Origin of the sequence: Bradyrhizobium nanningense (genome assembly GCF_004114535.1) — a bacterium.
GTDB classification, from domain to species: domain Bacteria; phylum Pseudomonadota; class Alphaproteobacteria; order Rhizobiales; family Xanthobacteraceae; genus Bradyrhizobium; species Bradyrhizobium nanningense.
In genome coordinates this window covers 224,820-240,687 of sequence record NZ_LBJC01000031.1, presented here as the reverse complement: position 1 = coordinate 240,687, position 15,868 = coordinate 224,820, and the positions used below count along the sequence as shown (strand labels likewise).

General features: G+C 64.5%; 12 protein-coding genes. 5 read left to right on the top strand and 7 right to left on the bottom strand.

The window, feature by feature from the left end:
* Positions 1-15 precede the first annotated feature (15 nt).
* The gene (locus tag XH84_RS27185) at positions 16-1,464 is read left to right on the top strand and encodes an aldehyde dehydrogenase (protein ID WP_128922546.1); all 1,449 of its coding nucleotides are present in this window, start codon (positions 16-18) and stop codon (positions 1,462-1,464) included.
* A gap of 36 nt (positions 1,465-1,500) precedes the next feature.
* A complete protein-coding gene (gene mdlC, locus XH84_RS27180; RefSeq protein WP_128922545.1) occupies positions 1,501-3,108 on the top strand; it encodes a benzoylformate decarboxylase in 1,608 nt (535 codons plus the stop codon).
* Here mdlC and XH84_RS27175 read toward each other — a convergent pair.
* The 3 genes from XH84_RS27175 to XH84_RS27165 all read right to left on the bottom strand — a co-directional run bounded on the left by XH84_RS27175 (position 3,105) and on the right by XH84_RS27165 (position 7,400).
* On the bottom strand, positions 3,105-4,640 hold the full coding sequence (locus tag XH84_RS27175; protein WP_128922544.1) for a glucosamine inositolphosphorylceramide transferase family protein: 1,536 nt from the start codon (positions 4,638-4,640) through the stop codon (positions 3,105-3,107). The two genes, mdlC and XH84_RS27175, sit on opposite strands and share 4 nt — an antisense overlap.
* 25 nt (positions 4,641-4,665) lie before the next feature.
* Entirely contained in the window at positions 4,666-5,841 is a 1,176-nt protein-coding gene (locus XH84_RS27170) for a glycosyltransferase family 4 protein (RefSeq protein ID WP_128922543.1), read from the bottom strand.
* Positions 5,842-6,053: 212 nt separating this feature from the next.
* On the bottom strand, positions 6,054-7,400 hold the full coding sequence (locus XH84_RS27165) for a lipopolysaccharide biosynthesis protein (RefSeq protein ID WP_128922542.1): 1,347 nt from the start codon (positions 7,398-7,400) through the stop codon (positions 6,054-6,056).
* 465 nt (positions 7,401-7,865) lie between these two features.
* Here XH84_RS27165 and XH84_RS27160 point away from each other — a divergent pair, with 465 nt between their 5' ends.
* Positions 7,866-9,089 (top strand): FAD-dependent oxidoreductase, encoded by a 1,224-nt coding sequence (locus XH84_RS27160; protein WP_128922541.1) that lies wholly within the window; start codon positions 7,866-7,868, stop codon positions 9,087-9,089.
* 27 nt (positions 9,090-9,116) lie between these two features.
* On the opposite strand, the gene XH84_RS27155 is transcribed toward XH84_RS27160, so the two are convergent.
* A complete protein-coding gene (locus XH84_RS27155) occupies positions 9,117-10,253 on the bottom strand; it encodes a GNAT family N-acetyltransferase (protein WP_128922540.1) in 1,137 nt (378 codons plus the stop codon).
* Positions 10,254-10,446: 193 nt separating this feature from the next.
* Here XH84_RS27155 and XH84_RS27150 point away from each other — a divergent pair, with 193 nt between their 5' ends.
* Entirely contained in the window at positions 10,447-11,442 is a 996-nt protein-coding gene (locus tag XH84_RS27150) for a Bug family tripartite tricarboxylate transporter substrate binding protein (RefSeq protein WP_128922539.1), read from the top strand.
* A gap of 48 nt (positions 11,443-11,490) precedes the next feature.
* On the opposite strand, the gene XH84_RS41470 is transcribed toward XH84_RS27150, so the two are convergent.
* Entirely contained in the window at positions 11,491-11,613 is a 123-nt protein-coding gene (locus tag XH84_RS41470) for a hypothetical protein (protein WP_283810252.1), read from the bottom strand.
* Positions 11,614-12,139: 526 nt separating this feature from the next.
* On the opposite strand from XH84_RS41470, the gene XH84_RS27145 reads away from it, so the two are divergent.
* Positions 12,140-13,429: a c-type cytochrome gene (locus XH84_RS27145; protein WP_128922538.1), complete on the top strand. Its 1,290-nt coding sequence runs from the start codon at positions 12,140-12,142 to the stop codon at positions 13,427-13,429.
* A gap of 7 nt (positions 13,430-13,436) precedes the next feature.
* Here the strand turns inward: XH84_RS27145 and XH84_RS27140 are convergent, their stop codons facing one another.
* Positions 13,437-13,736, bottom strand: a complete 300-nt coding sequence (locus tag XH84_RS27140; protein WP_245471868.1) for a hypothetical protein — start codon at positions 13,734-13,736, stop codon at positions 13,437-13,439.
* 51 nt (positions 13,737-13,787) lie between these two features.
* Positions 13,788-15,758: a 4Fe-4S binding protein gene (locus XH84_RS27135; RefSeq protein ID WP_128922537.1), complete on the bottom strand. Its 1,971-nt coding sequence runs from the start codon at positions 15,756-15,758 to the stop codon at positions 13,788-13,790.
* Positions 15,759-15,868: the final 110 nt, after the last annotated feature.

Below are 15,868 nucleotides of genomic sequence, written 5' to 3'. Positions count from 1 at the left end.
ATCAGGGAGGTTCTCATGGACGTCAGTCTTCTCATCAACGGACAAGATCAGGCCGCTTCGACCGGCAAGGTGTTCGAGCGGCGCAATCCGCTTTCGCAGGAGGTCGCAACCCGTGCGGCCGCCGCGACGGCTTCGGATGCAGACGCCGCGGTGGCGTCGGCTGCCGCCGCATTGCCGGGGTGGTCGGCGCTCGGCCCGAACGCAAGGCGCGCTCTGCTGCTGAGGGCGGCCGATGCGCTGGACGCCAAGCGCGACGCCTTCATCAAGATCATGATGGCCGAGATCGGCACGACCGAGGTCTGGTCAGCCTTCAACGTCAAGCTCGCATCCGGCATGCTGCGCGAGGCGGCGGCGCTGACGACGCAGATCGCGGGCGAAGTGATCCCGTCCGACAAGCCGGGATGCCTCGCGATGTCCGTTCGCCAGCCCGCCGGCGTCTGCCTCGGCATCGCGCCGTGGAATGCACCGATCATTCTCGGCGTCCGCGCCGTGGCGGCGCCGCTCGCCTGCGGCAACACGGTGGTGCTCAAGGCGTCCGAGATCTGTCCGGGAACGCACCGGCTGGTCGGTGAGGTATTCAAGGACGCAGGCTTCCCGCCCGGCGTCGTCAACGTTCTGACCAATGCGCCGGCCGACGCGCCCGCATTGGTCGAGCGCCTCATCGCCAATCCCGCGGTACGGCGGATCAACTTCACCGGGTCGACGCGCGTCGGCCGCGTCATCGCCGAACTCGCCGGACGCCACCTCAAGCCGGTGCTGCTCGAGCTCGGCGGCAAGGCGCCGCTGGTCGTGCTCGACGATGCCGATCTCGACGCAGCCGTCGCGGCCGTCGCGTTCGGCGCCTTCATCAACCAGGGGCAGGTCTGCATGTCGACCGAGCGCGTGATCGTCGATGAAGCGGTGGCGGCATCCTTTGTCGAGAAGCTCGCGAAGAAGGCGAGCGCGCTTCCGGCCGGGGATCCGCGCTCCGGTCCGGTCGTCGTCGGCTCGATGATCGACGAAGCTCCGGCCAGGCACGTCGTCGCACTGATCGACGACGCCATCGGCAAGGGCGCGGTCAAGCTCGCGGGTGGCGAGCGCGCCGGCACGGTCGTTCCGGCAACCGTGCTCGACCGGGTCGCGCCCGGCATGCGCATCTATACCGAGGAGAGCTTTGGACCCGTCGTCTCCGTGATCCGCGCGCGCGGCGTCGACGAGGCGGTGCGGCTCGCCAATGACACCGAATACGGCCTCTCGGCCGCCGTGTTCGGACGCGACGTCGCCCGTGCATTGACGGTGGCGCAGCGCATCGAGAGCGGCATCTGCCACGTCAATGGCCCGACCGTGCATGACGAGGCGCAGATGCCGTTCGGTGGCGTGAAGGGATCGGGCTACGGCCGCTTCGGCGGCCAGGCCGGGATCGCCGAGTTCACCGATCTGCGCTGGATCACCATCGAGACGCAGCCCCAGCACTATCCGTTCTGATGGGCCTGAAAGCGAAGCACCCAAGGAAATCTTCCAATGAACTCCAAAACCCTGACGGTCCGGGAGGCGACTCTCGGCGTGCTTCGCTCCTTTGGCGTCGACCGCGTCTTCGGTAATCCCGGCTCGACGGAGCTCGCCTTTCTCGGCGACTGGCCCGATGACATCGACTATGTCCTCGGCTTGCAGGAAGGCTGCGTCGTCGGCATGGCCGATGGCTACGCCCAGGCCACGGGGCGGCCGGCTTTCGTCAATCTGCATTCGGCGGCCGGGCTCGGCCACGCGCTCGGCAATCTCTTCACGGCGTTCCGCAACAAGACGCCGATGGTGGTGACGGCGGGGCAGCAGGCGCGCAGCCTGCTGCGAATGCGGCCTTATCTGTTTGCCGAGGACGCCGAGCAGTTTCCAAAGCCCTATGTGAAATGGAGTGCGGAACCTGCGCGCGCAGAGGATGTCCCAGCAGCGATCGCGCAGGCCTTCCTCATCGCCATGCAGCATCCACGCGGTCCGACCTTCGTGTCGGTGCCGTCGGACGATTGGGCGCGGCCGGCGGCCGCTCCGCCGGTCCGTTATATCGCGACGGAATTTGCGCCTGACCCGGCGGCGATCGTTCGGCTCGGTGCGGCCATCGCAGCGGCCCGGAAACCTGCCTTCGTCGTCGGCCCCGACATCGATCGCAACGCCTGCGTCGGGGCGATGGTCGCGGTTGCCGAACAGGCGAGGGCGGCCGTGTGGGCAAGCCCGATGTCGAGCCGTTCGAGCTTTCCGGAATTGCATCCACAATTCGCCGGCTTCCTTCCGGCAGCTCCCGGTGGGCTCGCGCGCGCCTTGCGCGGGGCCGATCTGATCGTCGTGGTCGGAGCGCCCGTGTTCACCTTCCATGTCGAGGGACAATGCGATCTGCTGGACAACGGAACCCCGGTTTGGCAGATCACCGACGATCCGACTGAAGCCGCGTCCGCGGCCGTGGGTAATAGCATCATCAGCACGCTTCCAAAGGCGCTCATCGCGCTTCAGTCGGCGCTGCCCGACATCGCGAACCGCGAGATGCCGGCCGCGCGGGCACGGCCCGGCGCGCCTCCCGCACAAAATCCGATTCCGCCGGCCTATGCGCTCAGCCGGTTGTCGGCGCTGATGCCGCCGGATGCGATCGTTGTCGAGGAGGCGCCATCGCATCGGCCCGCAATTCAGCAATTCATGCCGCGGCCGGGCACGGACAGTTTCTACACGATGGCGAGTGGCGGACTTGGCTACAGCCTGCCGGCTTCGGTCGGCGTGGCGCTGGCGCGGCCCGGTCGCCGCATCGTTGCCTTGATCGGCGACGGTTCGGCGATGTACTGCATCCAGGCGATCTGGACGGCGGCGCAGCGCAGCTTGCCGGTCACCTTCGTGATCATGAACAATTCGGGCTATGGCGCAATGCGCGCCTTCAGCCAGCTCATGCAGGCGCATCGCCCGCCCGGAATCGATCTGCCCGGGCTCGACTTCGTCGCGCTCGCCAAGGGAATGGGCTGCGTAGGGCAGCGCATAACCGATGCCGGCGATGTCGACCGCATCTTGAGCGAAGCGCTGGCCTCACGCGGTCCCGCGCTGGTCGAGATCGCGGTCAACGACGCCACGACGGATCTGTTCAGCCACCCGCGCTAGCCGGCGGTGTATGGGCTGGTTCGCGGAGACGAGGTGGCCGATGGAAATCTGGTCGTGAAGGCGCGGGTCTTGAGTTGGACGTGCGAGCCGTCGATCAGCTCGAGCCGGCCGCAGCGGTTCAGGGTGTGGAGCTTCCTGCCGGGCCATACCGGTCCGGGCTTCAACGAATGGCGCACGATCTGCCTGAAGGCCGTCGGCGACAGTTCGACCACTTCCGCCAGCGCGAGCGCCGCGCCGTATCCGTCGGTGCAGTTCTGGACCGGGCGCCACAATTTGTCGTTGATCGTGATGAAATTCCCCGCCGGCCGCGTGCTCGCGCGGTCGATCAGGACCGGATTGCTGGCATGGGGCAACCAGGGCCCCAGGAGGTGCTCCGCGTAATAGATCGCCAGCGAATCCGAGTAGCCGGCGGTCCCGTCGCGCCAGGCGCCGAACAGATAATGAAGGCCGTTGTGTCGCGTGATCGTCACGTCAGCCAGCTCGAGGCCTGACAGTAGCGTCGCGTGCCGCTCCCATTTGTCCGGGAACCGGACGCATTTGTAGAGGGCGACGTCGCCGTGGGTCGAGCTCTCCGGGATCATCCACAACGCGCCGCCGTCTTCGATCAGAAACGGATAGGAGAGGTGCCAGGGCTCCTCAAGCACCGGCACGGCCTCGCCGACCGGTCCGTTGTCGCCGAACTCGATCGCCGAAATGATGCCTTTTCCGACGCGGTGGTCGAGGTCTTCGAAGAAGACGAATGTTCGCCCCTGCCACGTGATCGGAAAGGGATCGGCGTAGAAGTGGTTTCCGGGATCTTCCAGGACGTTCCAGCTCGGACCCGATAGATCGCCGGTTTGACAGACGCCCGCGCCGTCATTGAAGCGCCATCCGATATGCCAATGCGGGGCATAGCAGCAGAGACGATAGATCTCCTTGGCAATCGATACGGCCAGGCCGCGCGCGACGTAGCCAACCGGTCCGCGGTGCGGGCCGTTTTCAGCGGGGCGCGCCAGCTGCGGCACAATACGCGGCCTTCCCGACAGGATCGCCGCCACCATGGTCAGGGTTCGCGCCATGACGGTTTCGAGTGCGCCGCTGAGACCGGCGGCAATTTCGCCGGATGGATGGCCGCGATCCATGATAGAGCCGTCGGCCTCGTTGACGATGTCGATCACCGGCAGGTCGCCGGCCAGAATGGCGGCAAGGGCGGCGTTTTCGCCTGCAACGCCGTTGAACAGCGGACGGAGATACAGCCGGGCGGAGCTGCTCGGATCGCGCGCGCCGCCGGTGAAATCGACGATCACGTCGGGGGTTTCGGTATGAACCTGCGTCCGCTGCGGAATGATGTCGAGCCTGTTGCCGCCGCTGGGCTTGCCCTTGTGCAACACCACGCGTTCGAGCTCGAACAGGGCGTCGAGACCCGCGGGCCGCGGCTCGGCCGTGGCCGCCCACGCGATCTGAACCGGAACATCCCGGCCGTCGATCGTCAGCGTCTCGCGGTCCATCCACCGCCGCGCGTACTCTCGTTCACAGCGAAACTCGATGATCATGTCGAGCCCATTCCAACGTGTCAGGTCAAATGACCTGGCCGAGAATACGAACGTATTCCTCCACCATGGCATCTACCGAATAGCGCAGCCTCAGGCCTTTGGCGTTTTGTCGCAGTGCCTCGCTCAGATGTTGGTCCGTCAGCAGCCTGGAGACGGCTGCCGAGAGCTTCGCAGGATCGGAGGCATCAACGAAGAGCGCAGTCGGCTTGCCTTCGCAGGACAGCACTTCGCGCAGGACGGGAAGATCGGTCACGACGGAGGGAACACCGGCATTTGCAGCCTCGACCGCGGCCAGACCGAAGGTTTCGGCCTGTGTCGGGAACACGAACACGTCCAGACAGGCGAGAAAGTCCGCCATTCGGCTGGGGGGAATTTCCCCGAGCAAATGCAGTCTGTCCGACACCTTCAACTCGTCCGCCAGTTGCCTCAGCCGGGCCTCGTCGGCGCCCTGGCCGGCGAGCGCAAGGTGCCAGGACGGCTGATCCGGTAACAGGCGTATCGCCATGTCGAGCCGCTTGTGCGGATGCAGCCGCGCCGCGCAGCCGAGCAAGACGCGATCCGGCGGCAGATTGAACTTCTGTCGTGCGGCGTCCTTCGACAGGGTGAGGGCCTTGTCATCGAAGCCGTGCGGCACATGCACCATGCGCGAACGGTAGGCCGCGGGGTAACGCGAATACTCGCGTTCCATGTCCTGCGAATTGAGCGTGATGCTGTCGAAGAAGCCGAGGCTGCCCATGACGATGTCGGCGGTGCGGACCGGCCAGCTCATCGCCAACGCGGATGAAACCTGATTGGCGACCACAGGTGCGCGGCTGACGAGGCGCGTCACGCCGGCGCCGATGACGTTGCCGAAATGCTGGAATGTCAGGACGGCGTCGGGCCTGATGGTCCTGATATGGCGAGCGAGCGTCCACAGCATCCGCAGCAGCGCGAATGGATTGCCCGGCCGGCTCGGCGCGCAGTACAGCGTATCGGGGGGCTCGTCGAAGGAATCCGATTTGCGGAAGAAGAACAGATTGGTGACGCGATAGCCGCGCGCGGTCAGCCCGGCGCCGAGCAGCCTGGAGATCTCCTGCGCACCGGCGTTCTCGGCCTGCGTTTGCGCGAGAAGCACATGCGGCTTCCGTTCGCTGCCGTTTGACCACGCGGATGCTGCCGCGGTCGTCTCGCCCAATTCCTTGTTCGGCTGATAATGCAGCACGGATCCCGACCCGCTAGAGAAACGAAATCTTCACCTTCTTAACTCCGTACCTATCATGCGGGCATCGCGTGGACACCGACTAGCCACAAACGGAGTTAATGCGGGGTCGACCGTCGACATCATTCGTGCAGCTATTTCGCTGGTTCCCCGGATGGTGCGCAGCGAGCGTGTTAACCAAGCGATCTTGCGCGCCGCCGACGCGTGAACGCCGGCTAGTCACCGGAGTCGGCGCCGCGAACTGCATAATTGCCGCGCTTCATGGCGGTGAAGCGCAAAAGCACGAGAATTGAGGGATCGACCCCTGACCGCCGGCGGCAGAGCACGTTCAGGGCTATGGTCGCGAGCGCCAGAGATACTGTGGCTGAAATCGCCGCGCCAAGCACGCCGAGCCAGGGAATGAGGACGAGAAATCCCGCGAGACGCAGCGCGACATTGGCGGCAACGACGGGAACATAAATTCGTTCATGGCCGGTCAGCTGCAGGATCGCAGCGGAAGGGCCGCCTGCGGCCTGGATCGCCGTTCCGATTGCAAGGACGATGAGGACCGAATGCTGTTCGGTGAAATGAGGTCCAAACAGGTTGAGGAGATAGGGGCCGCCGATCCAGATCGTGGCGAGCCCGGCGGCCACGCATAGCGCGGTCACCTCCGCCATCAACCGCAAGGTTCGCTCGAACTCACGATGGTTCTTGCTGAAATACAGCGAGGGGAGCCGGCGCGCGCCGAACGTATACAGCGCCGCGGACACCATGGCGAAGATGTTGGCCAGGCGCGAGGCGGCAAAGTAGATACCGGCCGTCGCCGGATCCAGCATCCAGTAGACCAGGATGACGTCGAAATACTGGTTTGCGACTTCAAGGATGGATGCGATCCAGAAGTGAAGGGCGCTCGACCGCCAGCGCGACGTTTCGGAGCGGGCCGCGGTGCCGCGCAAATCAGGCAGCACGCGCGCAATCGAAATGATCTGCGCAGCCAGGCCGACCGACATCGCAATTGTCATCACCGCGATCAACTCGGCGGGATCGAGTTGCCGGTGAGCGAACAGCATGGCGACCAGGAAGAGGACGACGATGACCCGCCAGAACAGCTCGCGGTTTCCTTCGCCCATGAGAATGCTGACCAGCGAACGTGCGATCTGGCTGCCAAGCATCACGCCGGCGTTGACGGCCGTGTACACGGACACCGCAAGTATGAGCAGCCACCAGTCGCCCCTCATGTTGGCCGCGATGGCGATCCCCGCGATCACAATCAGCATGGCGACCGAGGTAATCTTGAAGCTCGATAGCAGGACACCTTTGATCAGGTCTGGCCTGTTGCCGACTTGATACTCGTTCAGGAAGCGCACCAGCAACGATTCCTGACCGACCAGTCCCACGACGGCGGCGATCTGGGCCACCGAAAGCCAGGTCGCAAAGATACCGAAGCCATCGGGCGACATCGTTCGTGCCGCCAGCGAGAACAACGCAAACGCAAGCGCGCCGCTACCAACCTTGAGGAGGATGGTCCCGACCACACCGCGCGTGACGTCGCGCCGCAACAACTGGAGGATGGATTCGATCATGGAAGCTTAAGGAGCTGCTCTCTCTCCTGAAGAGACATGTTCCGGTACGGGCGGCAACCTAGCATGCCGAAAAACCGCGAGTGTTAATCGGCGGCGTCCAGGATCCCGGCGGCGGCGACATCGCGGTGATGCCGGTTGCTTCACTGTGGAACATCGTCGTCCTCATTGTCTCAAATAGAGCAAGGCCCGGCCCGGACCGAATGACGGCGTAGCACCGCATCGACGGCTGAGAACGGCGAGATCGGCCGTTTGAATGCGGGTTGGCTCGCCCGTATCGGCCCTCAAGCTGCCAGAAACCGGAATCTACCGAGAATCCTCAGCAAGAGGCGTGCCGGTTATGTCGGGACAACCGGCTCTCCGCTCCGTTAACCTCGATATCGAGAAATGATCGCGTTTGGTCCGGCGCTGCGACATCAGGCCAGAGAATTGCACGTGCGACTTTAGTTGACCGTGGGAGCCTGGATCATGACGGCGGACAGAACTGTGACCGAGCCGATCGCCACAGCTGGCACTTCGAGAACCGTCGCGGATATCGCGATCGTCGGCGGCGGCCTTGCGGGATCGCTCGCGGCGGCCGTGCTGGCGCGGGCGGGGCATCGTATTGCCCTGATCGACAAGAGGGCGGTCTATCCGGACGAATTCAGGGTCGAAAAGATCGGCGGCCATCAATTGGCGATGCTGCGCAAGCTGGGCTTCCTCGATGCGCTTGAGAAGGTTGCCTGTCGATATGATCAGGTGCTCAACATCCGGGAAGGCAAGGTGGTCGATGTCAGCGTCGGCCAGGCCTACGGATTTCCCTATGCCGATCTCGTGGCCATGGCGCGCAGCCAGATGCCCGATCCATCCAGCCTGATCGTCGACGAGGTCACCGCGATCAGCTGCAGCGACGGCGTCCAGCATCTCGAGCTGGCCTCCGGACGGCACGTGACTGCGCGCCTCGTCGTTCTGGCCACGGGTATGGCGGGAGCTCTTGCTTACAAACTCGGTATCCGGCGCCGCGTGCTCGCCGAGCGCCACTCGGTCTCGTTCGGCTTCACGATTGCCCGCCGAGATAGTCGCCCGTTCGATTTCGAGGCGCTGACCTGCTATGGCGAGCGGACGGCTGACGGCATCGATTATCTCAGCCTGTTTCCTGTCCGCGGCGGCATGCGGGCCAATCTCTTCATGTTCCGCGACCCGACCGATCCGATCATGCGCGAGCTGCGTCGCGAGCCGGAAGCGACGGTCTTGCGTTTGCTGCCGGGATTGCAGCCCTATCTCGGCGATTTCCGCGTCACCGACCGGGTCCAGAACTGGGTGATGGATCTGACCGTGGTTGAAGGACATCTCCAGCCCGGAATCGTGCTCATTGGCGATGCGTTCCAGACCAATTGCCCCGCCGCCGGCACGGGTGTCGCGCGCCTGCTGGTGGACGTCGATCGTCTTTGCACCGAATATGTGCCGCGATGGCTCACGACCGCCGGCATGGGCCAGGAGAAGATCTCTCAGTTCTATTCCGATCGCGACAAGATCGCGGCGGACCAGCAGTCCCTGAAGATGGCGCGCTTCCGTCAGGCCCTGACGTCTCGCAACGATATTGGCTGGGATGTACGGCGGCGGTTGCACTTCCTGCGGCGCAGCCTGACACACCGTGTCGATCAAATGCATCCGGGCTGGCTTGGACGTGTTCGCGGCGCGCTGCGTGCCTGAGCTCTGTAGCGCTTCGCCCGCCGTCGGTCAGCGCGTGGGCGTCGGGGTGCGGGCGGGCAGGAGCCGCAAGTCCGATAGCCGCTTGGCCGCCAGCTTCAGCCAGGGCGCCTGATTCAGCGCGAACAGGGCGACGGCGCCCGCGGCGCTGCCGACCTGCGTGACCGCCCACATCGGCGACGGCTGTCCACCGAACAATTTCTTGTAGGGCTCGTCACCAATGGTGAAATCGAGCATCTGATCGCCGCGCTCGATACAATCGCGCGCCACCTGCTCGAACATCAGCGCGCCCAAGGACTGGCTCTTGTACCCGGCAATGTCGAAGGCGCTCATGATGATGAGGAAGCTGTCCCGATGGCACAGTCCGAGCACGGCGGCAATCACTTCGCCGTCCATCTTCATGGCGTAGAGGCGGACAAAGGTGCCGAGACCACGAAGGGCCACGTCGGAATAGAAGCCGAAATATTCCGGACGCTGGAGCAGGTCTCCGTCGCCTTGGGCCTGAAACCGCGGACCACGAAACTTCTTCATCACCTCCAGTGCCTCCAGCACGGCGGCGCTGTCGTCGCAGCATGAGAAGCTCAGCGCGCCCTTTTTCAGCAGCTGGCGATATTTCTTTGCGAGCTCCTTCTGATAGGAGCGATCGAGCGCGCTGGCCCGCCATTGCTCGAACGGCGCGACGAGAACCGTGGCGTAGGCATTGGTGTCCATCGATACGCGGCGGGATGCAGCCAGGAGATTTTCGATCGGAAGCCGGCTGTCGGGCAGCTTGGTCATTCGGAGCAGATCGAAAGGGCGAACGAGGCGCCGAATCTGCGCGCATGCACCCGCGTCATCGAGCAGTTGCGAAAATACGTCGGAGCTACAAACCGGTGCCAGATAGTCGGAGACGCGCAGGTCGGCGAATTCGACCGTTCGGATCGGACCGCGCCGGATCCGGAGCAGGGGCAGCACCATCGCAAGAGCTCCCGTCGCGCGGTGGCGGACGACGACGACCAGCGGTGTTGCGCCGGCATCCGAGGCGAGCCTGGTGTAGAGACTGTGCAACCAGATCGGATGCTGGAACGCGGTCGCGACCGAGCGATCAAACAGCTCGGCATATTCCGGGGACAGAAAGTCGAACGCCGGCTCGATGACGATGTCGAACGTGTTGCTGAGCTTGTTCATGCGCAATCAAGGAAACCAGGCATTCGCGACGATCGACCGACCGGTCGCTGCGTTCTATAGCAGGGTCGTTGCGGGCGAAACATCGGCGGCGTGCGATTTGCATTATTGCGCTCAACCGCGTTTGTATCGTTACCAATTTCTTAAAGTCCTCATTCGTGCAACATGGTCAGCACGATCCGGAATACGAAAGACGATGCCCCTCTTCTCACGGCGAGAATTGCTCGATGCGGCGGCGCGGGTCGCGGCGCTGGCCGCCTGGCCCGCTGGCGCGGCCGCGGATGAATACCCCTCCCGGCCCATCAGGCTGGTCATTCCCTATACGGCCGGCGCCGCGGGCGATCAGATCGGCCGTCCCTGGGCCGACAGGACGGCCTCGCTGCTGGGACCGATCTATGTCGAGAATATCGGCGGCGCCGGCGGCGCCATCGGCTCCGCCGCGGTGGCGCAGAGCGCACCTGACGGCTATTCGCTTCTGCTCGGCAATGGCAGCACGCAGGTGATGATTCCGTTGTCCTCGGCGCAGTCGGCCTATGACGGGGTTCGCGATTTCCGCGCCATCTACCGACTGATCATCAGCACGCTCGCATTCGCGGTTCATCCTTCCTTGCCGGTCAGGGACCTGCGGGAGCTGATAGCTTTCGCCAAGGCCAATCCGGGCACGCTTTCCTACGGTACTCCGGGCATCGGCACCGGCAATCATCTCGTCGGGGAGATGTTCAGACAGCAATCGGGCCTTGCCGCGGATTTCGTCCACGTCCCTTATCGGGGCATGGGGCCCGCGACCAACGACCTCGTGAGTGGCCAGATCTCTTCGGTCATTGCCGTGGTCTCAAGCCAGATCCTGCAATTGCATCATGCGGGCAAGTTGCGGTTGATTGCCGTGACGAGCGATCGGCGGTTGAGCGGCGCGCCGGACATTCCGACGGTGATTGAGGCCGGCATGCCCGGCCTCGGATACGCCGGCTGGTTCGGCTTGTTCGCTCCAAGAGCGACCCCGGATACGATCGTGGAGCGGATCGCGGCTGCGACCCGTACGGCGATGGCTGATCCAAAGCTGCAGGAAAGCTATCGTTCGCAAGGTCTGGAGCCGGACGTCGATTCAGGTCCCGACAAGTTTCAGCGCCTGGTCGAGGAGGAGCTGGCCCGCCTCGCTCCCATCGTCAAGGCGCTCGGGCTGAAGCGCGACTGAGATCACGCCGGGCTGGCTCGCTTCCGTCGAGCCCGATTGGGATGGCCGTCAGAGACGCACGCCGGTCGTAGCAAACGCCTGGGCGACGGGCTCCTGGACTCTATTCAAGATCACCATCCCCGCAATCGCGATCAATACGGCCGCGACACAGCCAAGCAGAAAGGCCTTCATCTTCAGACTCCGTCGATCGGAACATTAAGCCATCTATACGACACATCCTTGACGTGAGCAGTCAGAAACGAGCGTCCGTCCGAGCTTTGTCGGCGTTCAAGCGACGAATGCGTAAATTGATTATTGCGGTGCACGCTTCGGAACGGAAGGCGGCCCGGCCCAGTTCAGTATGAATATGGGAGGATCCCGCGTGAAATTGCTGACAACGACTTTGTGCTTCGCGGCACTTTGCCTTTCCGGAAGCGTCTGCGCGCAACCCGCACAGCCCGGTCCATCGGCTGCGCAAACCCCGCCCGAGGACAAGGGCCAGGCACAGCCGCAAGGCTGGACCGGCCCAATCAATACAGGATCGGGTGGCGCGCCCGCCGAAAGTCCCCAAGGTCAGAGTCCGCCTGGAATGCAGGCTGCGCCAGAGGGATCGTCGAAGACCACCACGGCGCCGGCCAAATAGGCCGGTTCGGATATTCATCTCTGCCGGCTGTTCTGGCAATCTTGCGAGCGTGAATGTGACCAGGACCGGCCAGGAATGACCAGATCATCTTTGTGCGCGAAGATGGCCGCCGCGCTGTGGGTCATCTTTGCCGTCGCATCCGCGCGTGCCGAGATGGCGGGACACGGCGGCCCCGTACGGGCGCTTGCCGTCTCCCCCGACGGGGACGAGCTTCTGTCCGGGAGCTTCGACACGACGGCGATCCATTGGTCACTCAAGGCGGATACCGCAGAGCAAGTGCTGCGGTATCACGCTGATGGCATCAACGCGGTCGTCCTTCTGAAGGACCGCCGCATGATCACGGCCGGTGCGGATGCACGGATCGCGGTTTGGACGGCGGGCCGGCCTCAGCCGGACCGCGTCCTGGAGGGACATGTCGCGCCGATCGTGGCGCTTGCCGTGTCGCCCGATGGCTCGCTCCTCGCATCGGCGTCGTGGGATCGGACGGTGCGGCTCTGGTCGCTTTCGGATGGCACCTCGCGTGTGCTCGAAGGGCATTCGCAGAACGTCAACGGCGTCGCCTTCACCCCGCACGGCAGGCTTGTCAGCGTCGGCTACGATCTTACGCTGCGCATCTGGCATTTGCCGGATGGCCAGCCCGAAATCGTGACGTTGCCGGCGCCGCTGAACGCCGTGGCCGTGGCGCCAGATGGCGAAATCATCACGGCTGCGGTCGATGGCAGGCTGCGCATGCTGACCGGGGAGGGCAAAGTCAGCGGCGAGGTCGCGGCCAGTCCGACGCCGGTGGTGGCTTTGGCAATGTCGGCGGACGGCACGTTGATTGCTGCGGCCGGCATCGGCGGCACGGTGGCGATCATCGATCGCAAGTCGCGTAGCCTGCTGCGAACATTGGCTGGACCTGGTCCGCCGGTGTGGTCGGTCGCATTCCTCCCGGATGGCGCGACGCTGCTGACGGGGGGCGCGGACGGCAAGATCAGACGCTGGAATGCGCGCACCGGCGACCCCGTCGGCTCGAACCTGGCAGGATCACCGCCCGATCCGCTCGCCGCCTATGCCGGCGATCATGGTGCCGATGTGTTTCGGGCGTGTGTTGCCTGTCATACGTTGTCGGAGAAGGAGGTGCAGCGCGCAGGGCCGACGCTTGCCGGGCTGTATGGCCGGAAGATTGCATCGCTCCCGGGCTACCGTTTCTCCGATGCCCTGAAGACGATGGACATCATCTGGACGCCGGAGACGGTCGCGAAGCTGTTCGAGGTTGGGCCGAACGCCTACACCCCTGGCACCAAGATGCCGGAGCAGCGAATCGGCTCGGCCGAGGACCGCCGCGCGCTCACCGATTTCCTTGGCCGTGTGACCTCGCGATAGCCGCCGCTCAGATCGAATCCCAATTGTCCATCGGAAGATCCCTCATCTCCGGATGTTGCTTGAGAATGTGAATGACGTCGATGCCGGGGTGCTCCTTGAGCGCTTCCGCGACACAATGGTTGACGTATTTGCGGCGCGACAGCCAAGCGATCTTCTTGCCTTTTGCTTCGGCTTTGCAGCTGACGATCGCCTGCTTAACGGCGACCTTTTGTGTCTTGGTGAGCGGAGGAGCGGCAGCTTCGGCCGCTCCGCCGGCGAGAGCGATGGAGATCATGCACGTCGACAGAGCTGTGATCAAACGAGACATGGTGATGCTTCCCTGGTTTCCTGCCCCTGCGTAGACGTCTTGTGGTCTTGTCTAGTCCTTGCCCTCGCGCTGACGTAGATAGTCGTCCGTCGTCCGCGGCGGTGTTCGTTCCGGAACGCCCTTGAACGGATCGAATTGCTGCTCGCTCGTGACGATGACGCGGCAGTCGGCGCACATCCTGAGCGTCTCGATCCGCTTGTTGCCGGCCGGGTACATCCAATGGCGGCCTTCGAGCTTCGCAGCGATGCGGTCGATCGTGCTCTTCACTCCAAATGGTGTGCCACAGCGGACGCAGAGCGCCGGCTCCTCCTCCTTGAGAACAGCGGCGGGCGCGCGGGCCGCGCGGAAATCAATTTGCGGCGCGAGGCTGATGACCTTTTCCGGACAGGTGCTCTGGCACAGGCCGCATTGCACGCAGGCATCCTCGATGAATTTCAGCACGGGCCGCTCGGGGTCGTCGCGTAGCGCGCCGGTCGGGCAGGCCGAGACGCAGGAGAGGCACAGCGTGCAGCCGCTGGCGTCGACGCGGATCGCACCGATCGGCGCGCCTTTCGGCAGCGCGATCACGTCGACCGGATTCGGCGCCAGACGATGCAGCTCGCTCAGTCCGAAGCGTAAGAGGTCGCGCCGCTTGCCTACGGTCTTGAAGGTCGCCGGCGTTGCGACGGCCGCGAGGGTGCCGATGTCAGCCAAATGTTCGCCGAGCGCATCGGGATCATCCGTTTCGATGGTGGCGAGGCGGCGGCCGGCAAATCCGAGACCGCCAAGGATCGCCTCGGCCGTGCCGATCGTCTGCGACAGTCCGGTCACATCGTGGCGCGGCTTTGCGCGAAGCAGATAGCGCACGGCGGATACGCCATAGGCGAAGGCACCGACGATCGCCTCCAGCCCGAGCTGCGTGAGCTCGTTGACGGCAAAGGGAAGGACGTTCGCCGGCAAGCCGTCGCCGTGACGCGCCAGGGCATCGATCAGCGGCGTGCCATGCGGGCTGTCGTGAAAGAGCAGCACGGCATTTGCGCCGCCGGCCTCGCGATAGGCGAGCAGCATGGCGCGAATTCGCTGCAGCTGCGTATCGGCGGGCGGCAGCGTGTAAGATGCGGCGCCAGTCGGGCAGGCGGCCGCGCATTGGCCGCAGCCGGCGCAGATGTTCGGGTCGATCGCGACATGATCGCCGACGGGCGTGATCGCCCCGGTCGGGCAGAGATCGAGGCACCGATGACAGCCTGTGCGCTTCGAGCGCGAATGGGCGCAAAGAGCGGGCGCAACATCGACATATTTCGGCTTGTCGAAGCTGCCGACGAGATCGCGGGCGATCAGCACGGCGCGCAAGACCGCGGCGGGGTCATTCGTGTCGGCGCGAAGATAGCCATCGCGTAAGTCGTGGGCGGGAAACAGCGGCATATCGCCGGAAAGGTCAAGCACAATGTCGCAGCGCGAGGTGACCCCGCTTCGCGCCGCATCCACCACGAAGCGATCGCGCGAGGAGGGGCGGGGACGCGCATAGTTGTCGATAGCAAGCTCGAAGGCGCCGAAATGCCCCTTCGCGGAGCGGATCGTACCCTTCACGATCGGGAAGACCGTTGCCGCAGGCGGCGTTATGTCGTCGAGCTGCTTCAGCATCACCGTGACGTCGAGATGATCCGCAAGCAGGCGGCCGGCCTCGATCGCGGCCTCGTCGCGTCCGTAGATCAGGATTACGCCCTGGCTCGACAAGGTGACGAGCGGATAGTCCGGGGCCGGAACGGACGCGGATGCGAGCAGGGCGGCCATTTTCGCGCCAGCACGCGCGCCGTCGCGCGACCAGCCGGCCGTTTCGCGGACATTGACGAAATTGATCGCATCAAGCCGGTTGCCGGCCTCGTCCGAGAACTGCGCCGCCTGCTGCGTGCAGGCAACGGTCAAGGCTCCTTCTGCTGCCGCGATCTTGCGGAAATGATCGAGCTCCGCACCGCAGAGATGGCTAAAGCTCTTGATCTCGCTGCTCGGACATCCGCGCCGGATCGCGGCCACGTCGAGGCGCATCGTGCCTTCGCACGAGCAGATCAGGATGGTTTTCGCTGGTTGCTCCAGGTTAACCCCTCCGCCGTTCGGGCGCCGACGATGGACTCGCGCCGACCCCTTGTCTCGTATAG